The organism is Blautia wexlerae, assembly GCF_013300825.1.
Taxonomy (GTDB): domain Bacteria; phylum Bacillota; class Clostridia; order Lachnospirales; family Lachnospiraceae; genus Blautia_A; species Blautia_A wexlerae_B.
Map to the genome: position 1 here is coordinate 1 of NZ_JAAIMY010000029.1, position 22,346 is coordinate 22,346.

General features: G+C 41.7%; 18 protein-coding genes, 1 tRNA gene and 1 pseudogene. 4 read left to right on the forward strand and 16 right to left on the reverse strand.

Annotated features, from left to right (window positions below):
- Positions 1-273: 273 nt before the first annotated feature.
- Positions 274-912 (forward strand): PduL/EutD family phosphate acyltransferase, encoded by a 639-nt coding sequence (locus tag G4417_RS13240; protein WP_117674660.1) that lies wholly within the window; start codon positions 274-276, stop codon positions 910-912.
- Positions 913-996: 84 nt separating this feature from the next.
- Here G4417_RS13240 and G4417_RS13245 read toward each other — a convergent pair whose 3' ends face one another.
- On the reverse strand, positions 997-1,191 hold the full coding sequence (locus G4417_RS13245; RefSeq protein WP_243268920.1) for a hypothetical protein: 195 nt from the start codon (positions 1,189-1,191) through the stop codon (positions 997-999).
- A gap of 110 nt (positions 1,192-1,301) precedes the next feature.
- Positions 1,302-2,693, reverse strand: coding sequence for a GGDEF domain-containing protein (locus G4417_RS13250; protein WP_243872148.1), 1,392 nt, complete (start codon positions 2,691-2,693; stop codon positions 1,302-1,304).
- A gap of 216 nt (positions 2,694-2,909) precedes the next feature.
- Between G4417_RS13250 and G4417_RS13255 the strand changes: the two genes are divergently transcribed.
- The gene (locus tag G4417_RS13255) at positions 2,910-3,350 is read left to right on the forward strand and encodes a hypothetical protein (protein ID WP_173683808.1); all 441 of its coding nucleotides are present in this window, start codon (positions 2,910-2,912) and stop codon (positions 3,348-3,350) included.
- Positions 3,351-3,522: 172 nt separating this feature from the next.
- The gene (locus G4417_RS13260) at positions 3,523-4,419 is read left to right on the forward strand and encodes a type IV pilin protein (protein ID WP_420314197.1); all 897 of its coding nucleotides are present in this window, start codon (positions 3,523-3,525) and stop codon (positions 4,417-4,419) included.
- 91 nt (positions 4,420-4,510) lie between these two features.
- On the opposite strand, the gene G4417_RS13265 is transcribed toward G4417_RS13260, so the two are convergent.
- From G4417_RS13265 to G4417_RS13315, 11 genes and pseudogenes are all read right to left on the reverse strand, one after another.
- Positions 4,511-6,490: a diguanylate cyclase gene (locus tag G4417_RS13265; protein ID WP_173683809.1), complete on the reverse strand. Its 1,980-nt coding sequence runs from the start codon at positions 6,488-6,490 to the stop codon at positions 4,511-4,513.
- Positions 6,491-6,633: 143 nt separating this feature from the next.
- A complete protein-coding gene (locus G4417_RS13270; RefSeq protein ID WP_173717693.1) occupies positions 6,634-8,112 on the reverse strand; it encodes a hypothetical protein in 1,479 nt (492 codons plus the stop codon).
- Between the two features lie 568 nt (positions 8,113-8,680).
- Entirely contained in the window at positions 8,681-8,950 is a 270-nt protein-coding gene (locus tag G4417_RS13275; protein ID WP_173683811.1) for a hypothetical protein, read from the reverse strand.
- Between the two features lie 364 nt (positions 8,951-9,314).
- On the reverse strand, positions 9,315-9,872 hold the full coding sequence (locus tag G4417_RS13280; RefSeq protein WP_173683812.1) for a hypothetical protein: 558 nt from the start codon (positions 9,870-9,872) through the stop codon (positions 9,315-9,317).
- A 250-nt stretch (positions 9,873-10,122) separates the two neighbouring features.
- Complete coding sequence (locus G4417_RS13285; protein ID WP_173683813.1) at positions 10,123-12,063, reverse strand: C40 family peptidase; 1,941 nt, start codon at positions 12,061-12,063, stop codon at positions 10,123-10,125.
- Positions 12,064-12,337: 274 nt separating this feature from the next.
- Positions 12,338-12,904, reverse strand: coding sequence for a zinc dependent phospholipase C family protein (locus G4417_RS13290; protein ID WP_243872149.1), 567 nt, complete (start codon positions 12,902-12,904; stop codon positions 12,338-12,340).
- Between the two features lie 201 nt (positions 12,905-13,105).
- Complete coding sequence (locus tag G4417_RS13295; RefSeq protein ID WP_173683815.1) at positions 13,106-13,324, reverse strand: hypothetical protein; 219 nt, start codon at positions 13,322-13,324, stop codon at positions 13,106-13,108.
- A 145-nt stretch (positions 13,325-13,469) separates the two neighbouring features.
- Positions 13,470-14,027 carry a Uma2 family endonuclease gene (locus G4417_RS13300; protein ID WP_173683816.1) on the reverse strand — a complete coding sequence of 186 codons (558 nt, stop codon included), beginning with the start codon at positions 14,025-14,027 and terminating at the stop codon, positions 13,470-13,472.
- Positions 14,028-14,237: 210 nt separating this feature from the next.
- Entirely contained in the window at positions 14,238-15,170 is a 933-nt protein-coding gene (gene metA, locus G4417_RS13305; RefSeq protein ID WP_173683817.1) for a homoserine O-acetyltransferase MetA, read from the reverse strand.
- A gap of 26 nt (positions 15,171-15,196) precedes the next feature.
- A complete protein-coding gene (ligA, locus tag G4417_RS13310; protein WP_173683818.1) occupies positions 15,197-17,155 on the reverse strand; it encodes an NAD-dependent DNA ligase LigA in 1,959 nt (652 codons plus the stop codon).
- Positions 17,156-17,243: 88 nt separating this feature from the next.
- Positions 17,244-18,056 (reverse strand): annotated as a pseudogene (locus tag G4417_RS13315) (pseudouridine synthase); the annotation flags it as partial.
- On the opposite strand from G4417_RS13315, the gene G4417_RS13320 reads away from it, so the two are divergent.
- Positions 18,055-19,272: a polysaccharide deacetylase family protein gene (locus G4417_RS13320; RefSeq protein WP_173683819.1), complete on the forward strand. Its 1,218-nt coding sequence runs from the start codon at positions 18,055-18,057 to the stop codon at positions 19,270-19,272. The pseudogene G4417_RS13315 and the gene G4417_RS13320 sit on opposite strands and share 2 nt — an antisense overlap.
- A 113-nt stretch (positions 19,273-19,385) precedes the next feature.
- Here the strand turns inward: G4417_RS13320 and G4417_RS17010 are convergent, their stop codons facing one another.
- From G4417_RS17010 to G4417_RS13335, 3 genes are all read right to left on the reverse strand, one after another.
- A complete protein-coding gene (locus tag G4417_RS17010; protein ID WP_243268951.1) occupies positions 19,386-20,291 on the reverse strand; it encodes an SH3 domain-containing protein in 906 nt (301 codons plus the stop codon).
- A 125-nt stretch (positions 20,292-20,416) separates the two neighbouring features.
- A tRNA-Arg gene (locus G4417_RS13330) sits at positions 20,417-20,488 on the reverse strand.
- 259 nt (positions 20,489-20,747) lie between these two features.
- Positions 20,748-22,325: a Na+/H+ antiporter NhaC family protein gene (locus G4417_RS13335; RefSeq protein ID WP_420314198.1), complete on the reverse strand. Its 1,578-nt coding sequence runs from the start codon at positions 22,323-22,325 to the stop codon at positions 20,748-20,750.
- Between the last annotated feature and the right edge of the window lie 21 nt (positions 22,326-22,346).

The following is a 22,346-nucleotide window of genomic DNA, read 5'->3' on the forward strand; positions in this document are numbered from 1 at the left end:
TTTTGGCATATTCATGCCAAAACACCTCGCGGGATAGTGGTGTGTGAACAGTAACTGTTATTCTAATGTATCTTATTATAGCCCAGAACACTTCTCCTTGTAAACCGATAAAAGTAAGTTAACACTATTTTATAATGAAAATTGTCCTTCTTACAAGATAAACATTGCATATTTCCAGTTAAAGAGATACACTAAAAAGTAAGTATAACTGCTCTGTATCCAGGATATCGGACAGATATATACAAGTAACATATTGAGGGAGTATTGTAATAAATGAGCATCAAAATACCTATAGAAACTTCTGCCAGACATCTGCACATCTCGCAGGAAGATTTTGAAAAATTATTCGGAGAGGGAAGCAAACCACATTTTATCAAGGAATTAAGCCAGCCTGGACAATATCTGTGCCAGGAACGAGTGACTGTCAAAGGGCCGAAAGGTACTTTCGAAAACATGGCACTTCTCGGTCCTTTCCGCAGCGACACGCAGGTAGAAATGTCCCTTACAGACACCAGAAAACTGGGGATTCCAAGCGTAATACGCCAGTCCGGTGATATCGAAGGAACTCCCGGCTGTATTTTATCCGGCCCATGCGGGGATATCGAAATCCCCAGAGGTGTCATCGTAGCCAAACGCCACATCCACATGACTCCAGATGAAGCACTTGCCTTGCATATCAAAGACAACGATGAAGTCTTCGTCCTGACCAAAAGCTATGGACGAGCACTTATCTACGCAGATGTAGTAGTCAGAGTCCACAGAAATTATCACCTGGCAATGCACGTAGACACAGATGAAGCCAACGCATTCAACAGCGATACAGAACCTTACGGCGTAATCGTCAGATTCTTTGACAGCAACTTCAACACAGATAAGTGGATAGAAGACGAACTGTCAGGGATACGCAGGTAAAATCCGACTTGCCCGGCTAAAATAACAGGCAGATATAAAAAGGTTTCACAGTAACATTCAGTTGATGATACTGCGGAACCAATTTTAATGCATTTCAGCCAGCCATTCTTTAATTGTTTTTTCCGTTTCACCAAGGATTCTTGCTATTCTCTCTACGGATTCTCCTTCCTGCGCAAGCGAGATGGCTATGCTTTTTTCCTTTCTTAATTCACCCTGCTTTTCATAAATTGCCTGCAGTTTCTGTTCCTCTTCCTCTTTGTCATACTCAAATATACTCATCGCAATAACCTCCGCGTTTTCACGTACTTTTTCTACATATTGCGCATATTCTCCAAGAATCCTGCACTGCTCTATCAGTTTCCTGTTGCAGTGACTTTTTTGTAACCTGCCTATCTTCTGTCTGCACCGCTTTTCTTATAGTAGCGTTCCTTACTCTGATACATTCTTGCATCTGCAGCTTTTGAGATTTCATATGCACTACCCCAGTTTCTCTCTGTGCTGAAAACCCATCCGTACGAAACAGTCATTGAATCAACAAACTTTCCATGCCAGTTTGCCACATTGGAGTCGAAACTATGCATCAGTTCTTCCACCCGGCTTGGATTCTCTGTAATGATCACCGCAAATTCATCTCCACCGATTCTGTATACCTTTCCATACTCATGAAAACTGTCTCTCATGCAATCTGCAGCTGCACATATAAGTTCGTCTCCTGCCATATGGCCATAAGAATCATTTGTCTGTTTTAATCCGTTCAGATCTGCAGAAATGTATACCCATTCCTCACTAAGATTAAGCTTTTTCATATCATTTTCATAGGCGTGCCTGTTTAAACATCTGGTAAGCTCATCCGTATTTGAGGTGTATATCAGTTTTTCTTTTTCCAGTCTTTCTTTCATCACTTTGGAAAACATATAGGTTATACAGCAGGATGCCAGTACCAAATATGCGCCTACTATAAAAATAGCAATCATGTCACTCTGCTGATAAAATGAATCCTCTACAGTTACAATAACAATATAGTTATCATTCTGGTGCATCATGCATCTGCAGTGCTTTCCACCCATTCTGATCTGTATTACAGTCGCACCGTCATCACTGACATGATCCGATGATATCCCCACATCTTCCAGTTTTTTCCCTAATTTGCTACTGTCCGTGGCTCCTTCTATTACCTGTGTATCCGCATCTGCAACCATAATTTCCATGGCTTTATATACCGGCATTCCGGCAACTACATTGGAAATGTTATTCTGCTTTATTTCATTGAGAAGTCTCTTTGGCTCAATTCCCACCTGGAGCATCTTGGTTCCGTCTTCGTTCCAGGTGATGGCATACATCATTTTCTTTCCCTCTGCAGTATTGGGAGTAACATCCTGACACATGGTCAGCGATTTATCCTTAAGCATAGGCTTAAAATACTCCATCTGCGCACCGGAATCAAAATTATAGCCAAAATACTTGGACGCAGAACCACTGTAAATAGTTCCCTGATCATCAAACAGATGTATCTCATCAACGGCCATTAATTTTGCTATTTTCTGCAGCTCATTCACATCATATTCTACCGCCGGATCAGCATCAATCATATATGACACAGCTTTAGCCCTTACAATATAATCGTCCTTTAACGATTCGATCAGCTCGTTCCTGTTCTCATCATTTTTATCAAGCACAGTAATCACACGATCAAGAAGCACCTTTGATGTTCTATGGGCATTTTTGTCATTGACATATTTCAGAATGCTTGCTTCAAGGAGTAAGGCAACCACAATTATCATAATAGATAAAATTATAATTTTTTTCTTCTTCATACTTCCCATTCCTTTGTCAGATATGTGCTTTTAGTGTAGCAAACGACAGATGGGATGTCAACCTGGGAATCGTGTGCAGACATCAGAAACATTGTACAACCTTTACAAATTTCCCCATTATCATTGCTATTTTTTAGTAAAAAGAGTATACTTTAAAGTATTAAACACCAGGAGTACAAAATTATGAACACACACTCATCCGGATATTACAGCATAGACAAAGACTATAATATCCTAAGCTATAACGACACTGCCAGACAGCTGTACCCCAATCTCCAGCCAGGAGTGAAATGCTATAAGGCACTTATGGGGCTTGATTCCCCATGCCCTCCCTGCCCTGTAGCACTGGGGATACAGGGGCCAAAGACTTACCTGGATCCGATCCGTCATATTTATGAAACAGTTGATGCAGTAGAGACGGTACATTCCGATGGCAGCAGAGGACATGTGGTGGAATCAGAGATCAGACACCAGAAGCTCCTTAAAGAAGCTCTTGATACTGCCGAACGCGCCAATGTTTTTGCAGAAGATGTCCGCCACACACTGAACTGTGGCATGAACGCACATCTGGCCAAACCACTGGATGTGGAAAAAATGATCCATACGATTGCCCTGTATCTGTAAAGAAATATTTTTTCTGCAAATATTGCACACTAACAGATTCTGTGCTATCATTCTAACAAAAGCTTAAGGGGTAAAGTATATATTTTACTCCCGGCATAACTATTATTTAACATTTTTATTTACAGGTAAAATACATGCAAAAAAAGATAAAGGCTTTACCCTGGTTGAACTTATAGTCGTGGTCGCAATCCTGGCGATTCTTGTCGGAATTCTGGCGCCTTCTTACACAAAATATGTGGAACAAAGCCGCGAATCAACAGACCTGGCAAACGTCCGCACCGCGTATGGTGAAATGATGGCAGATATAAATCTGGATGGCACAGATCCTGAAGAGGCTAAGAGAACAGTTCCGCTGAAACAGAAAATAAATGACTGGCAGTCCGCAAAAACTATTACCATCGCCGGGATTTCTCATACTGTAGGTGATGAAAATACTGAAAACTGGGTAGGAATTCCCCATGCCGGTGGAAACTGTGAGATTTCCCTTAATGATAATAACAGTGTAAGATTTACATGGACAGATGGAAAAGAAAGTGACGGAAAGAAAGATCCATTTGATATGAAGGAAAATTTGATGGGGCCACTTAAAGATTCTGGTTTATTAGATCCCAATGGTAGTACTTTAAACGTTTCAAGCGCATTTAATTTTGAACTTGATTCCAATGCAAGTACACCTAGAGTTGAACGAATTAAACAAAAAATAAACGATAACAGTTTATTGAAAAGAGGTACCTGGGCATATTTGGGACATGGTAAAGATGAAACAAAACAGTATCTTTTCTGGACTTCTGTAAACATTAGTACAGTTGATGAAAAAACAAAAATTCCTGTCATTATCCGCCGAGCAGATGGAAAATACTATGTTTCCGAGTCAACAACTGCCAAGCGAGAGGGAACAGATATAAAAACACCGTATATGACAATTGCAGATCATCTATCTCCTTCTGGTTATCAGGAAATTACGGATAAGGGCAGGAAATGTGATAGTTTACAAGAAGCTTATGATGTATACGTAAAGAAAATTACAGAAGATTATTCAAATTTCAAAGATACATTGCCGAAAAATTAAATCTCATAAGACAAATACACCGATTTATGAAAGAAAAACATCTCCATAAACCGGTGTATTTTATTGTCAGGACAGGGGCTTCAGGGAATTTTTAACAGTTTCTCTCTTCCAGATGTTCCAGACATTCATTCACATCTTTAATACCAAGTTCCTTGCGTACTTTATCCTGAATTTCCACCAGACATTCCAAAAGAAGAGGATTAAACATTCCGCATTCTCCATTCAGAATCATCTCCATTGCCTTTTCATGAGAATATGCTTTCTTATATACTCGGTCACTTACCAGGGCATCATACACATCTGCCAGTGAGACCACCTGGGCAGATATAGGGATTTCTTCTCCCTTCAGGCCATCCGGATATCCTTTTCCATCATAACGTTCATGATGCCAGCGGCATATTTCATAGGCATATTTTATCATCTCCTCATCATGATACATTTCCAGACTGTCAAGCATCCGGGCACCTATGATCGTGTGCTGTTTCATAGCTTCAAATTCTTCCTTTGTAAGCTTTCCGGGTTTATTCAGAATTTTTTCATCAATTCCAATCTTACCGATATCATGAAGTGCAGAAGCTGTGGCGATCATATGCTGCTGAGACCAGGAAAGATCGTAATCCTCTGATTTTCGCATCAGTCTCTCCAGCAAAAGCTGAGTCAGAATATTAATATGCAGCACATGAAGCCCGCTTTCACCATTTCGGAACTCTACAATCTGACTAAGAATCCCGGTCATCATACGGTCGTTTTTCTCTTTTTCATAAATCTGATCTGTTACCAGATGAATCAGGCGCCTTTGCTTGGCATAAAGCTTGATCATATTGATAACCCGCTGATATACCACCTTGGTATCAAATGGTCTGCTTATATAATCCGAAGCCCCCAGTTCGTAGGCACGGCGGATATAACTCTCTGATCCTTCACTGGAAATCATGATTACCGGTATATCCTCAATCCATTTATCTCTGTTCATATAGGCGAGTACTTCAAATCCATCCATTTTGGGCATAATAATATCCAACAGGACCAATGAGATTTCCGTTCCATGCTGCTCCAGCGTCTTCAGAGCCTCTTCCCCGTCACAGGCCTCCAAGATCCGGTATTCCTTTCCCAGAATTTCCTTAAGTATCTCACGGTTCATTTCAGAATCATCAACGACCAGAAGCTGGGGCAGGTTTCTTTTTTCCATCTTATCTGTATTTTTCTTCTGATCCCACCGGGTCACTACTATATTTTTATGTCCCTTGGCCATATACATAAGTCTGTCTGCTTTGGTGATTGCTTCCTCCAGTCTACCGTGGGTAAACATAGCTCCACCAATGCTCACTGAAAGCTTCAGACGATTAAAACCTGGAATATGTGTCGCATGGATCTTCTCCTGGATCATACGAAGCTTCTGTGAAAAAACTTCTTTCTCAATTCCAGGCAGGATCAGCAGAAATTCATCTCCCCCATAGCGCACCAGAATATCCGTACGACGGATATAATGCCGAATTACATTCACTACGGTTGTCAGTACCAGGTCTCCTCCATCGTGGCCATAAGTGTCATTGAACAATTTAAAATCATCCAGATCGATAACTGCAATTCCGGCATTCAAAGACATATTTTTGACTTTTTCCTCAAAATATCTGCGGTTATACGCCCCTGTCAGCACATCCTTATACAGCTTTTCGCTATATACCGTCAGCTTTTCCGTCAGTTTTTCATATCCTTCCTCATCAGTCAGTGTGTTTTCGTCCAGTTTTTTCAGCATTTCCATTACATAAGGCTCACTGTCAATTTCCAGATACCTTGCAAATGCCTGATACATATCAGAATCAAGAAATTCAATTTTGGATGTCTGTTTCTTTTCATTCAGCGCTTTAATAGAAATGCAATTCTCACATCTTTTATCTTTATTCCAGAAAGCATAACACTGGCAAAGATTTTTTTCTCCTTCAAGCTTATTTTCCATTCCGTCAGTCTGCAGATCACTCCCTTTCAGGAGACGGACTACATCAAAAATCTCCCGCAGCACCTCCATTTTATTCTCTGCTTCCTGCATCGTCATTTGTTTCCACTCGATCATTATTCCCAGCCTCTCACGAACAACAATTTTTTCTGCAATATAAACTTATATTATTATATCATTTTTTCATCATACAGTACAATAATAATATTTTTTCTTAATTTCATAAATATTCGGTGAAAAAATCTGACGGTATTCCAGCACTATTGAACAGATGTCTCAACTGTAACTTCCTGTCCGGTCTGTTGATTTATCAGATTTGAATAAATTGTATACTGTGAGGTTGGATTTAGATTTAAAACATGTCCATTTTTTGACGGAAAATATATTTCCGAAAAATCATTAGCGTAATATGTTCTCTTAACAGACCATCCATCTTTAGGAACACATGTATACTTTACTTTATGATTGCCTGCTATACCTTTGATATGTTGCAAAACATACGGCTTCTTATTAAATTTCTTTCCTGACACAGTAGTATTCCCAATTTTAATGGAAGAAACAGGGTTTTGATATGGCAAAACCTTTATCTTAGAAGTCATACTCTTATCTCCAACACTTACAGTCACTGTAGTTGTTCCTGGACTTAATGCAACAAATCTCATATATATTCTTGAACCATAGTCTATTGCCCATACATACCCCACATTTTTATTATCTGTATCCACTTCAATATCCTTCAACGTCCAATCCATATACCCTATCTCATAGGCATTGTAACACTCTGGTGAATATGAGACAATTTTCTCCGGTTCTACATATATGTCTGCTGGCATAGCAAATGCACCATTATTATCTTTTTTCTTTATCTTCTGATTTGCCTTACTGATAAGATAATCTTCAACCTTAGTCATATCATTTTCTGATGTCGGATCATAATGGTCAACCATATAACTGATAAATAAATGATATGTTTTGCCATTAGCAAGTATGAGATCATAAAATCCGCCATGGGTATACACGGATAATTCCGGATTAGAATCTCCCCACTGACCTACTTTACAATGGAAATCCTTGACATAACAATTTTTACCATAAGATCCCCCACTATAATAGTATGATGTCCATCTAAAGAAATAGGTATATCGCTGTTTGGAATAATTTGCTTTATTTTCATATCCGTCTTTCCAGATATATTTCCAAAGTGTGGCATTTTCTTTTGCAGTAGACCATGGACAAAAAGCGGATGCCCTATCATTTTTATAAGCAATACGATATTTATATCCATCTGTCACCGTTGGTGGCGTTTTTCCCAATGCTTTTTTCAGCCAGTTGATATAACCACGATATCTTTTTTCGTCTGCCTGAATATATTTTAAAACAGCACGCGAAGTATAATTATCACTCTGACGTACTGCAGCGCGTGTACACTCGGCAATTGACATTTTAACTTTTTTGCCGTTCTGATCCTGGACATTTATCTGCTTATTTCCCCAGTTTTTCACGCAATATGCATAATAAGTATATACAAATTTAGTAAAACTCGCACCATATTTTACATCATTTTCTCTCACCTTAAAACTGAGACCTAATTCAGGGATTTCCGCATAAACAGAAGCATATTTGTTAATTTTAGGCTTCTTCACCGATGTGGCACCTGCAGCGGGATATATCCCAATAAAGATATTAGAGATACACATAATGATGCAGAGAAAAACAGTAACCCCTTTTTTCTTTTTCATTTTCATATTACAATTTCCCCTTTCTGTCCGTTTGCCCCTTTCAAACTTCATCTCTTGCACAAATCTTTTCTTCAGGTAATTCCATCATCACAACTCCTCTCCTTTCCATATTAATTCTCGCCTCATATAGGGAATCCGTTTCCCGACAGGAGGTGCAACCTCAACCATCTTTTTTTATTCTCTTTCTCCAATCTCATAAATTTGGGTTTACAAATTTTAACACACAAGGTATAATAATCTTGTTTTAAACATAAAATTAAGTGCTGAGGAATCGGTATCTATTTTATAGATGCTTTAGTTCCAAGGTACCAAATAAGAAAAGGGCTTCCTGTACGGTGTCATGCTTGTTAGACGCTTTAGTCGGGAAGTTCTTTTACTTTCAATGTTTACCCCATTTCAAATAATCATAGATACGAATCAATCTTTTTATATTAGTCCTAACAGGTGTTATCGAATTTTGGAGAATTGGATATTCCATAAAAAATGGAATCCAACTTTAAAATAATATCAACTGATTCTTCCTGATTACAAATCAGCTCATATCCATTCAGCATCAAAGACACAAGCATTACAGAGTACCTAATCTCTTATTTCCGTCAAGATCAACACGGTCATCGCTTTCCACATAAACATTCAGTCTGGCTCCCCGCAGATCCGTATTCAATCCCCCATAGAATTTCTGTGCAATCACTTTCAGATTTCGAAATTCCTTGTTAAATAAAAGTTTCAGAATCTTCTGTGTAAACTTCTCTCCCATTTCAGGATATGTCATCATGGCATTGAAAAGGAAATCATCCAGCAGGTTCAACTCTTCCAGTTTTTTTCTTTCATTCTGCATGCTCCTTTCCTTATGATGGAGGAAACAGCATGTTCCTGCAGAATTTATATGTGCCGTTGTACTGTTTCCACCATATTTATTTCAGTTTCATATGTGGAATCAGATTGACCGAACGACCTCAGAACTTTCCCAGATATGTGATTTTAGTGTAGCAAATGGCAGATGGGATGTCAACCTTAGAATGCGAAAAAGCCACAGGCTGGGTGGGTTCCAGTCTGTGGCTTAAAGTTACGAAAATTTCAGAACAAATATTATTTTTTAATTGAGAAGAACTTGCCTCAATAAGTATCTTTTATCCAGCAATTCATTAAGCTTTACTTATCAAAGCTGAGCTGTGCGACTTTCTAAGTTTAATCGCCTCCTGCTATTTCCATTTTTTCCAAAAATAGCTATTTAAGACCTCAGCCGTTTCCTTACCATTGTCATCAAATAAATGTGTCTTGTTATTTAATTTCCAATAAAACCGGGTTATTTGAGCTTTCTTTTTCAGGTCTTGTTCGTTCTTATCACCATTATGAAAACGATACCAACGATTTCCCTCCAAACGATAAAATACCCATTCATTCGTATTATCCTGGTATCTCATAAACCATTTATTTGCTGATGAATCTATGTAATTTCCATTGAACGATCCAATTCCAGTTTTTGAATAAACACTAAATCTAAGTTCAAAATTCTTATCTTCTTTATCTGTTCTGGCATACATATAAGTATATCCATCATTATCTAAAGAACAAAGCTTCCTAATACTGTCTATATCTGTTGGAACATAAGCAATTGCAGTCCCGCTTCCCTGATTGAGTTCATAATCATAAACATTATTCTGCACAGGATAAATGTAGAAATTATACAACACATCTCCCAAATCAAAGGAAATTTTTGCATATTTATATGAATCAAACTTCTCTGCATTGCTATTCATTTATACTTTCATATTCTTAGAATCAAAGGTAAGAATTTTTAAATCATCCTGCTTACATTCTACCGGCTCATTTCCTGTTGAAGTCAGATAACTGGTTTTTATGCTTTGGATTTCTTCATTCTGATGTTCAGAATTAAATTCAAGTTTCTGTTCCAGGCCGATCGGACAATTCCATTGTAAACAAAAAAGAAGAAGGAAAAGCCGGACTTTTCTGTACAGCTTTCTCTTCTTCTTTTTTATTTATACATTTTTATTTTGCCTTAAATACAGCTACATTCTCTTTGGACAGGTCGATCTTGTCCGGAATGATAGATACTTTCTTATCAGAATCTGATGATGTAAATCCTGCTGTTCCTGTTGACGCGGAAGTAGTTGCGGAATTATCGGATGTCAGTGCATCCTGAAGTGTATTACCTACAGTCAAATTAACTGTAGAAATATCGGAACCGGAACTGATCGCAACACTGCTGTTCTGCATCTGCTGCACTTCCTCCTGTGTCGGATAGAAGGATGGCTGACGGATATAGCGGAAGCTTGCACTGTACGCCTCTCCTACTGTTACGCCGTTCTTGCTGGATGAACAGTGTACGGCGATCCAGTCACCTGCATCTGTCTTACCGCAGAGGATACCAACATGGTTATCACTGCCTGCTTCCGGTCCTTTCTGGAATACCAGATCTCCGGGCTGTGCATCTGCTTCGCTTACTACGTTTGCCCTGGTCCACTGATCAGAAGTTCCGTCACCGACTACCGCCTGCATGTCCTGACTCTGGTATCCGTTGATCACCGACCAGGTAACAAATCCTGAGCAGTCAAGTCCATATGCACGTAAGGTACCTGTACTCTTACTTCCATCTGCTGAAACCTGTGCTGTAGTTCCCCAGCTTGGATCTTCACCAATCGTTGTGGATTTACCACCCCAGAAGTATCCTACTTTACCTACCAGTGAATAGGCTGCTGAGATAACATTTACTCTCTCTTCGGATACATCATCTCCGACGCTCTCGCGGACAAAACCGTTGGCAGCCGTTACAACTGCACAGAGAAGTTTACAGTCAGTCTCTGTATATTTCTTAAGGATCGCGCGGTCTTTTTTTGCAATCTTATTCTTCTTAATATAATAGTTGATCTTACGATCACCGTATGTAACATGTGTGATGTTCTGTTTGTCACGTACGATTGGGTTCATCTCAGCGAAGATCTTCGCCAGATCATCCTTACAGGAGGCATCCAGAGTATATTCTGTTTTGCCGTCTTTGCTCTGCTGATATATATAGACTGCAAGAATATCCTGCCAGTTTCTCACAAGCAGGCTGTCTGCAGATGTGGTAGTCTTACTTCCGTTAATATCAGTTGCATCTGCAATTTTATTCTTTTCTTTATATTCCTTCTCGATCGCACTCATCACAGATGCAAAATCATCAGAAAAAGTCAGATGATAATTATTCTTCAGGCTGTCCAGATAGAAGTCCTTGCCCGCATGGATGTTGGATGCATAATATACAGGAGTTCCTGTCTGAGCTGTGGGAGTTGTATTATCTGTAAAAGAATTGTTACTATTATTATTGTTATTATTCTGCTGTTTCTCTAACTGAGTGATCTTTGCCTCTGCCTGAACCAACATATTGTAGTTGGAAACCTGCTCCTGTTCCGTCTTACTCAATGCATTATATGCTGTACGGATACTCTGGACCATCGCTTTCTTTTCCAGAGTAATCCCCTGGGCATCCAGTTCGCTGATCCTGTCTATTACAGCCTGGGCTGCCGCTGTGATCTGAGAAGCGGGTGTTGGTGTTGGTGTCGGGTTATCCGGCGTCGGTGTGGGATTATCCGGTGTTGGTGTCGGGTTGTCCGGTGTCGGCGTAGGATTATCCGGTGTTGGTGTCGGGTTGTCCGGTGTCGGTGTGGGATTGTCCGGTGTCGGTGTCGGTTCTTCCGGTGCAGGTGTGGGCTCAGACGGTGTCGGATCCACAGGTGTGGGGTCGACCGGTTCCGGTGTCGGTTCTTCCGGTGCAGGTGTAGGCTCAGACGGCTCGGAATCAAAATCACTGGAATCACTGAATTCAAATCCGCTGCCATCGGACGTATATGCTGCCTCGTCTTCCGCTGCATATACAGCCGCAGTACCTGATAACATCATACCCGATGCTATTGTCATACATAAGAATCTGGTAAGATACTTGTTTTTCATATATCTGGATTGCTCCCTTCTTATTCTAAGCCTGTCCTTTCCCCCTTTTTTATAAAGACAGGCTGACTGATTCTAATTTCTATAAAACATTAACCTTTTTTATTCTAGCATAATCATTTTTTAAATTCAACCGCTGTAACTCATCAATTTCCTCATTTATCCAAAAATTCATTTTTTCGTCACATTTCAGGCAGATGACAAAACTCAAAGAAAGCTGTGTGGAAATATTCCCCACACAGCTTCCCTGTTGCTTTCTCCGCATATATCTTCCGTTTCAGGAAGCCTGTATTCTCTCTGCAAGGCTCTGTCCGAAACAGATCTGCACCAGTCCCTGGATCACCTGAAAGCACATGTTCAGGATAAATCGGATATCCTCTTCCACACAGCGGAGCTTATTAAGGTATCTCTCATGAGTTGCCTCAATATAATCGATCAGTGTAGAAAAGCTGGCAAAATGTATTGCCGGTTCCAGATATCTCTGTGCCTCCCCCTGCTCTATGCAGGATTTCAGTCTGTTCTTCAGAACTTTCTCATAATGGTTATGCTGAGTAAAAGTACCTGTATATGTTTTATTATGAGGAAAAGTAAAATAATCCGCCATATAGTGGATCACTTCGCCGAACCGACGCCAGTAAACTCTCTGGTTACTCTCATCCGGTCTGATATCAGCCAGTTCTTTCATACGCTGTTTAATCTCTTCAAAGGTTCCGTAAAACTCATGTCTCTTAGTAATGAAAGATGGCCTGATATCCGGCAGGATACTGCCAAGACAGAAAGCCTTTCTGTGAGACTGCAGGCTTTCGGTGGTCTGCATCTGATCCGCAAGATATCTTGCTAACAAAATATGTGATTTTTTACGCAATTTTCATCCTCTTTCTTTTCTGTAAAAAAGCTGTTATCCTCCATTGCATCTGTAACATAGCAGGGAAATAACAGTTAACCCCAATCAACAGAATATACTATAGCAGATTTATTCGTAATATACAAGAATATACAGATAAAATTTTTGTGAAATCTATTGCCGCAGACAAGCAGGGGCTGTTTATTCCGACAACTGTTTCAGCAGGTCCAGATCGCTCTCTTTTACTTTGAGGTTTGTCTCAATCTTCTCACCTTCAGGTGTTGTGACCGCAATCTCGATAATGCTTCCCTCTCTGATTCCTTTACGCGAAACTGCCTGGCAGAATGCAGGGAATTTCGGGTGGTTGTTCTTAAAGGTGTTCCATGCACCTGTAATTTTCATCATATTTCCTATGTTCATTGATTTCGTCCTGTCCCTTATTGTATTTTTGATTTTTCGGTACTTTTCGAGATTTTATACACCAAGTATTTTATATAATACCCCATTTTTCAAGCACCAAATTGAATGATTTTTCAGTTACTTGATTTTTTAGTTACTATTGTGATCATTCTACGTTCTCAAACATCTCTGCTAATGTCATGGAGATTTTCGGAAAATCTTTCAGTGTCACTACTGTATCTGCATTATAATGATCTTCTTCTGGATCATCCTGCAAGATATAGCTATACTTCAAATCATATTTACCATCCTCAAGATAATAAATCTGTACTGCTCTTTCTTTCGGTGAGATAATCCAATACTCTTCTACACCTGCTGCCTGGTAAATTTCTTTCTTCACAGTCATATCTCTCAATGCAGTCGCAGGACTAAGAGTTTCTACAATAAATCTGGGTGTACCAGTATAGGAACCACCTTTCAAATGCTTACGGTCACATATAATCATCACATCCGGTATCACATAATCATTACTTTCCTGTGCATGATATTTATAATCCAGATTCTCCATAAAGGTAAGACACAATGTTCCTTTTAAACCATGTTTTATAATAGTATGAATATTACTATTAACAATTCCATGTTGATAATTTGGTGAGGGTGACATATCATAAATCACACCATCAATTTTTTCTTCTTTTGTATACTCTTCTTTGAGCAATGGCATGTTATCACCTCCAAGTGAGTTTGGTTATATGTACATTATAATATAGATTATGTCTGTTCAGCAACCTGTTTTTTAATTCTGACAAAACATACATATATCAGCATAGGCAGCAGTCATCTTATACTCGTTTCTTCACTCCATTTTTGCGTGAAATGTGAAATTATGTAAAAATACGGTAAGATACGTAAAATTGAACTTCTCGCAAACCCTTTATATCTCGCTGAAATCCGGTGTTCCGTACAGGTCGAACGGAGTTGACTGGTAGACGTAATAATTCAGCCAGTTTGTATACAGGTTGTTCGCATGTGCTCTCCACATAAGGAGCGGGCGGTTCTCAGGGTTGTTGTCTTTGTAGTAGTTTTCCGGCATCTCGATAGGCAGGTTTTTACTCACGTCACGTTTGTATTCCCCGTCCAGTGTCACACGGTCATATTCCGGGTGTCCCATCACAAAGATCTTGCGGCCGCCGTCTGCCATTGCAAGGAAAAGCCCTGCTTCATCTGACTCAGCAAGCACTGTCAGCTCTTTGCAGTTATGGATATCCTCGATAGGAACTTCCGTATGTCTGGAATGGGGTGCCAGGAACATATCATCGAAACCGCGTACCAGCGGAATTTTGCGGTTCATCACCTTATGCCAGAAGAGGCCGAACATTTTTTTGTCCAGTTTACGTTTCTTTAGGCCATAGTGGTAATAGAGCCCTGCCTGCGCAGCCCAGCACAGATAAATAGTGGAGGTGACATGGGTATTTGTCCAGTCCATGATCTCTGTCAGTTCATTCCAGTAGTCCACCTCTTCAAATTCCATCTGTTCCACCGGGGCACCTGTGATGATCATTCCATCATATTTGTTATCTTTCAGTTCCGGAAATGTCTGATAAAATTTATTCAGATGGCTCATGGATGTATTTTTTGCCTCATGGCTCTGTACTGCCATGAAAGTGACATCCACCTGCAGTGGTGTATTGGAAAGGGAACGGAGAAGCTGAAGCTCCGTCTCTTCTTTTAATGGCATCAGATTCAGGATAAGTATCTGAATAGGACGGATGTCCTGATGGGATGCACGTGACTCGTCCATCACGAAAATATTCTCTTTTTCCAGAATCTCTTTTACGGGCAGATCGCTCTGTATTTTAATCGGCATTATTTTTCTCTCCTGTTCTTATTATTTTATTGTTGTGCCATCTTCAGGAAGTCCTCTTCCGAAAGGATCGGGACTCCCAGTTCTTTGGCTTTTTTATTTTTTGAAGAATTGGAAGTCGTATCATTATTGATCAGGTAGTTCGTCTTAGATGTCACAGAACCTGTTACCTTGCCTCCCAGTGACTCGATAAATTCCTTTGCCTGGGCTCTGTTTGCAAAATGCTTTACACTTCCGGTGATAACAAAATTCATGTTCCGGAAAATCTGCTCGCCTGTCTTTTCCTCTTTCTTAACAGTCAGATGGCTCATCAGATGATCCAGTTTCCTGTTATTCTCCTCATTTGCAAAATAATCTGTCAGGCTTCTGGCAATTACCGGTCCGATGGTATCAATCGAACTGATCTCCTCTTCATCTGCATGGCGGATTTTCTCCAGATCATCATCGAAATGTCTGCAGATCACTTTTGCATTGGCAAGACCGATATTGGCGATTCCCAGACTGTAGATCACCTTCGCAAGGGTTGTCTCTTTTGCCTTTTCAAGACTCGCCATAAGATTCTCAAAGGATTTCTCCCCGAATCCGTCCATCTCCACGATCTCATCACGATGCTTACCGATCTCGAAGATGTCTCCGAAATCATGGATGAAACCTCTGGCAATAAATTTCTCCAGAGTCGCCTCAGACAGTCCGTCAATGTTCATGGCATCCCTGCTTGCAAAAAGTGCGAAGGATTTGATCTTCTTCGCAGCACAGTCCGGATTTGTACAGTAAAGCGCCTCCACATCATTTACTCTCTGTATCTGCGTTGCATGTCCACATGCAGGACAGGTATCCGGTATCTCCAGTTTACTGCTGCGCGTGAGATTCTCTGCGATCTGAGGGATAATCATGTTTGCCTTATATACCGTAATCGTGTCCCCGATTCCAAGCTGGAGTTCTTTTAGAATGCTGACATTGTGTACACTGGCGCGGCTCACTGTGGTTCCTTCCAGCTCAACCGGTTCAAAAACCGCCACAGGATTGATAAGTCCTGTTCTCGACGGACTCCACTCAATCTCCAGCAGGTGAGTCTCCCTGATCTCATCTGCCCATTTAAATGCAAAGGCATTTCTGGGAAATTTCGCTGTTCTTCCAAGGGAATCTCCGTATGCGATATCATCATAGAGTGCAACCAGACCGTCAGACGGGAAATCGTTCTCAGTGATTGCCGCAGAGAAATACTTCATGGCATCATCCAGTGTTGCGGCAGTGACCACTCTGTATTCCACCACATCAAAGCCCTGTTCTTTCAGCCATTCAAACTGTCTGGCTCTTGAGTTGTGAAAATCTGTCCCGTCCGCACTTACCAGCGTGAATGCATAAAAGCGCACATTCCTGCGGGCTGTGATCTCATTATTTAACTGGCGGACAGAACCGCTGCACAGGTTTCTTGGGTTCTTATATTTCGCATCTACATCCTCTATGGACTCATTGATCCGCTCAAAATCCGAATAGGTAATGATCGCCTCTCCGCGCAGCACCAGTCTGCCCTGATACGGGATCTTAAGAGGAACATTCTTAAACACTCTGGCATTATTGGTAACAACCTCGCCTGTCACACCATTTCCACGTGTAACTGCCTTTGCCAGCTCTCCATTCTCATAGGTAAGAACAATCGTCAGTCCGTCCAGCTTCCACGACAGAAGCGTCCTGTGTTCCCCGATAAATTCTCTCAGAACCTCTCTGTCCTTGGTCTTATCCAGTGACAGCATAGGGGATTCGTGCTGCTCCTTGGGAAGCTGGTCAACCGCCTCATATCCTACGCTGACGGTGGGACTGTTTGCCAGAACGGTTCCTGTTTCTCTCTCCAGAGCCTGAAGCTCGTCGTACATCTGATCGTACTCTCTGTTGCTTATGATCTCTGTGTCCTGCTGATAATAGGCTTTTGCCGCCCTGTCGAGCTCCTTCACCAGCTCTTTCATTCGCGTGATCGCTGCTGTTTCCATTCTGTTCTCCTGTTCTGATCACTGTCTCACTGGAAGAAGAAGCAAGTAAACGGTTCAGTTCTTCCCACTCCTGTGCTGTGATCTCTCTGTATTCGCCTTCTCTGATCCCGTCCAGAGTCAGATTCATGATCCTGATTCTTTTAAGCTTCTGTACCTCATATCCCAGATACTGGCACATTCTGCGGATCTGCCGGTTTAATCCCTGTGTCAGGATGATCCGGAAGCTGCATTCTCCTGTCTGCACCACCCTGCATGGTCTGGTCACCGTATCAAGAATGGGGACACCTTTGCCCATCCTTCGGACAAATTCCTTATCCACCGGTTTATTCACTGTCACAAAATATTCTTTCTCATGATAGTTTCCGGCGCGCATGATCTTATTGACCAGATCACCCTCATTTGTGAGAAGAAGCAGTCCCTGTGACTCTTTATCCAGTCTTCCTACAGGATAAACACGCAGAGGATAATCCAGATAATCTGTCACCGTTGTCTCCCGGAACTGCTGCTTTGTGCTGCATACAATTCCTCTGGGTTTGTTAAAAAGAAGCAGTACTTTTTTCTCATTTTTATGGACAGGTATATTGTCTGCACAAACTTCATCTTCCCTGCTGACCTTCTGACCGCTTTCAGCTTTTTTGCCGTTTACTGTAATCCTTCCTTCTTCGATCATCCGGTCTGCTTCCCGCCTGGAGCATATGCCTGCCTCGCTTAAATATTTGTTGATTCTGATTTTTTCGTCCATTGTTCTATTATATAATTTTTTGTCCGTCTTATCAACGGGGAAATTTACATGGTGATTTTTTACGGAACGCAGGTCAGGGGAATTGCCTTGTATTTTATCAGATTTTATTGTATCATAAAGGAGAAAAATTAATAATTTTATCAAAAAGGAGGATTTCATGTCAGATCATTTACCACGCACCAACCGGTGGCTGATCCTGCTTTCCGTTGTCCTGTGCCTGATAGTCGGAGGGATTTTTACCCGTTCTTCCGCTGTAACTTCGCAGGCAGATGTCAGCGGTGATGCCGGGGTTTTCGTGTCAGAAGATCAGGATTCTGAGGAATTTACTTCTGAAAAGGCAGTGACTGATAATAATGATAACTTTACAGATGATTCTTCCGTAAAATTATACGGAACCACTTCTTCAGGTTCGTCCGAATCAACAGACGGCGGCCCTGCATTAAGTTCTGATATCTCTCCCGAAGCATCAGAGGGCAAGTGGGCTTCCAGCGGAAGCAGCTGGATGTTTCTGGTGGACGATAAACCATATACAGGATGGTTCACGGATACAGACGGAAAACAATACTATATGGACAAGGCCGGTATTGTGCAGACAGGCTGGACAGATATCGGAAAGAAGCGGTATTATTTCGATATGGACGGTATCCTGCAGACCGGAACTGTTAAGATTGGTAAGAAAACCTATGAACTGGATACGGACGGCTCTCTGAAAGGATATACCCCGAAGAAAAAAACTTCCGGAAAATCAGGCTCTTCTGATGCATCCGCTGCGAAGAAATCAATCGCCCTTACCTTTGATGACGGACCCAGTTCTTTTACAAACCGCCTGCTGGACTGTCTGGAAAAGAACAACGCAAAGGCAACTTTCTTTATGACAGGTACTGAAATCGCCAGCTTCCCGGATGAGGTAAAACGTATGAAAAAACTGGGCTGCGAGCTTGGCAACCATACTTACGATCACACAGAGCTTACAACTCTGTCATTTGATGAAATCAGTTCAGAAGTGGATAAAGTAAATGAACAGCTTATAAATCTTACAGGCGAGGGGGCTTCCGTTGTGCGCCCGCCTTATGGCTCTGTCAACGACACAGTCAAGTCAGCCATAAACCTTCCTTTGATCCTGTGGTCCATTGATACCCTGGACTGGAAAACGCTGAATGCGGAATCTACAGTGGAAGAGGTTATGAATAATGTAACGGACGGATCAGTTATCCTGATGCATGATATTTTCAGCACATCTGTAGATGCAGCCGAGATCCTGATCCCACAGCTTATTGAAAAAGGTTATCAGCTTGTGACTGTACACGAACTGGCGGCTCTCCATCAGACTGAATTATCTGCAGGAGTTACATACAGTGAGTTCGGAGAAAAATAACTGCAATCGAAATCAGGCAGAAATTTTCCTCATTTCCTGTAACAAAAAGTACCGGCAATTATCTTAACGATAACTGTCGGTACTTTTTTATCATTTATTTTCCGTATTCAATTTTATTCCAGCAGATCTCCCCTGATGTATCCTGTTTCACCATCATAATCAATCTGAACCCATTCACCATCAGTACCTGTCTTTTCGACCTGCTCACCTGCTGAGATCACGCCAAGGATATCAGCATCTGTGCTCGCTTCCGCGCGGACATTACATTCATCTGTGGTAGTAAGCATTGTGCCATCTTCTGCATTTGTTGACACATCGGCTTCCTCCCCGAGACCGTTGAGAAATTCTGCAAGTGACGGATCTGACTGCTGTGCCTGATCCAGTTCATTCTGCACTTTCTTCACAAGAGCCGAGACATCACTGTCGGATAACTGCTTCTCCATATAAGCAGAAATCTCCGAATCCTGTAAAGCTCCGTTATCAATCACCCAGCTACCTCCACTGTTCTTATACACATAGAACTGGGTCAATGCAGGTGCCTTTGTCTCAACGCCCTGACAGATATAAGAGAAACAGGCGTAAACCACGTAAGAATCATCTGTCATACCTTTCTTCGTGTATACATCGCCTACTTCATACCCTTCGATATAATCTTTCAAATTTGTGACTTTTGACTCATCGGATGGTGTAAAATCATCTTCCAGAGTCTTCAGCGTTGCAATATCTTTTTCCCCCAGAGCCTGATAATAGCTCTTAATCAATGCAGTCACGTCTGCATCTGCTGTTTCCATGGGATTGGCGTCTTCTTTCTTCTCGTCAGACTCCCCTTCACTTGTCGGAGAAGAAGGAACATTTCCCTGGTCTTCGGATGTGGTCTTCTGTTCATCCCCGGAATTCCCCTTATTACTTCCGGAACAGGCACGAATGCCACAAAACAGGACAACCACAATTATCAGGATAACTCCGCCCAGCATAAAATACCGGAGGTTATCTGATAACCATTCTCTAAAATCATCCAAGTTCTTGTCCTCCTTATGAGCTGCCATCTGCTATGTCTGCTCCCGATCATTCCTCTCCCGGCAGACCCCGCTTCTGTCAACTCTTATGATACAACGCACCGGAACTGTACATACGTCCCAGGCAGCACGCCTGAAGGGAATCGAACCCCCGCACATGGTACCGGAAACCACTGCTCTATCCACTGAGCTACAGGCGCATCAGATATAAAAATATCTATGATTGATTCTAACACACTCCCCTGTAAAAGTAAAGTTTTTTTTGGAATATGCGTAAATGTACCAAAGATATCTACTATTGCGATAATTCTCATCTGCTACAATTGTCATCCCACATCTGCTGCACGGATTATATCACTTCTTCAGTAACAGAAATATAAAAAGTAATATGTCCCAAATTCATTCCAGATTGCCTATGGCAGTGGAATGAATTTGGGAATAGTGGGTAGTCCGCAGATATCACATCTTCAGATCGTCAAATTTCAGTCTGATGACAACCAGTGTGATCGCCATCAGGATAATTCCTGCCGGAAGTGCGATCCATGGTGTCTGTACAAAACCTGCGATAATATAAGTCAGAAAAGATACGACTGCCGCAACCATTGCATAGGGAAGCTGTGTGCTGACATGGTTTACATGTTCACACTGAGCACCTGCAGATGCCATGATGGTTGTATCGGAAATCGGTGAACAGTGATCTCCGCATACAGCACCTGCCATACATGCAGCGATGGAGATGATCATCAGCTCATGGTTGGTTCCTGAGAATACATTAACTACAATCGGGATCAGGATACCAAAGGTTCCCCATGAAGTACCTGTGGCAAATGCGATAACAGCCCCGATCACGAAGATAATCGCCGGAAGGAAATTCATCAGTCCGCCTGCAGAGCTTTTAACGATTGCAGATACGAACACGGATGCACCCAGACTGTCTGTCATTGCTTTCAGCGTCCAGGCAAATGTAAGGATCAGGATTGCAGGCACCATTGCTTTAAATCCGTCTGGGATACATGCCATACAGTCTCTAAAATTCATAACACGGCGGATCAGGTAAAGAACGATCGTGATGACCAGTCCGAAAAAGCTTCCAAGAACCAGTCCCACAGAGGCATCACTCTGTGAAAATGCAGTCACAAAATCAGTTCCGCTGAAGAATCCGCCTGTATAGATCATACCGATCACGCAGCATACTACAAGGCTTATGATCGGGATCAGAAGATCAATTACCTTACCACGGGGGTTAATCTTTTCATCCTCGTCAGCATTTGCATAAGGACGTGCAGGTGTTGTATAGATATCACCTTTTAAGGCGTTGGTCTCATGAACACCCATTGCTCCGAATTCTACTTTCATCAGAACCATTGCCACCATCATAAAAATAGTAAGCAATGCATAGAAATTATACGGGATTGCATGTACAAACAGGGAAATTCCATCCTCTCCTTCTACGAATCCGCTGACTGCTGCAGCCCAGGAAGAGATCGGTGCAATGATGCACACCGGTGCTGCTGTGGCATCGATCAGATATGCAAGCTTTGCACGGGATACATTATGCTTGTCAGTTACAGGACGCATAACACTTCCCACTGTCAGACAGTTAAAATAGTCATCAATAAAGATCAGCACGCCGAGAACTACAGTTGCAAGTTCCGCACCGGCTCTGCTCTTGATCCTTTTACTCGCCCAGCGTCCGAATGCCGCGGAACCGCCCGCCCTGTTCATCAGGCAGACCATTGTTCCCAGGATAACCAGGAAGATCAGGATACCCATATTGTAAGAGTCTGTCAGAACACTGATCATGCCACCCTCAAAAATATGAAGGATTGTTCCCTCGAAATTAAAACCGGAATAAAACAAAGCTCCAACCAGGATTCCCACAAATAAAGAACTGTATACCTCTTTTGTGATCAGTGCCAGCGCAATGGCAACGATCGGCGGAACCAGTGACCAGAATGTACCGTAAAACTTCGTAGACGCTGCCGCCTCTTCCTCTGCCGCAAGGACTGTCAGCGGGCTTGCAAGAATCATCAGCATAATCGCCGACAGTACAGCCGA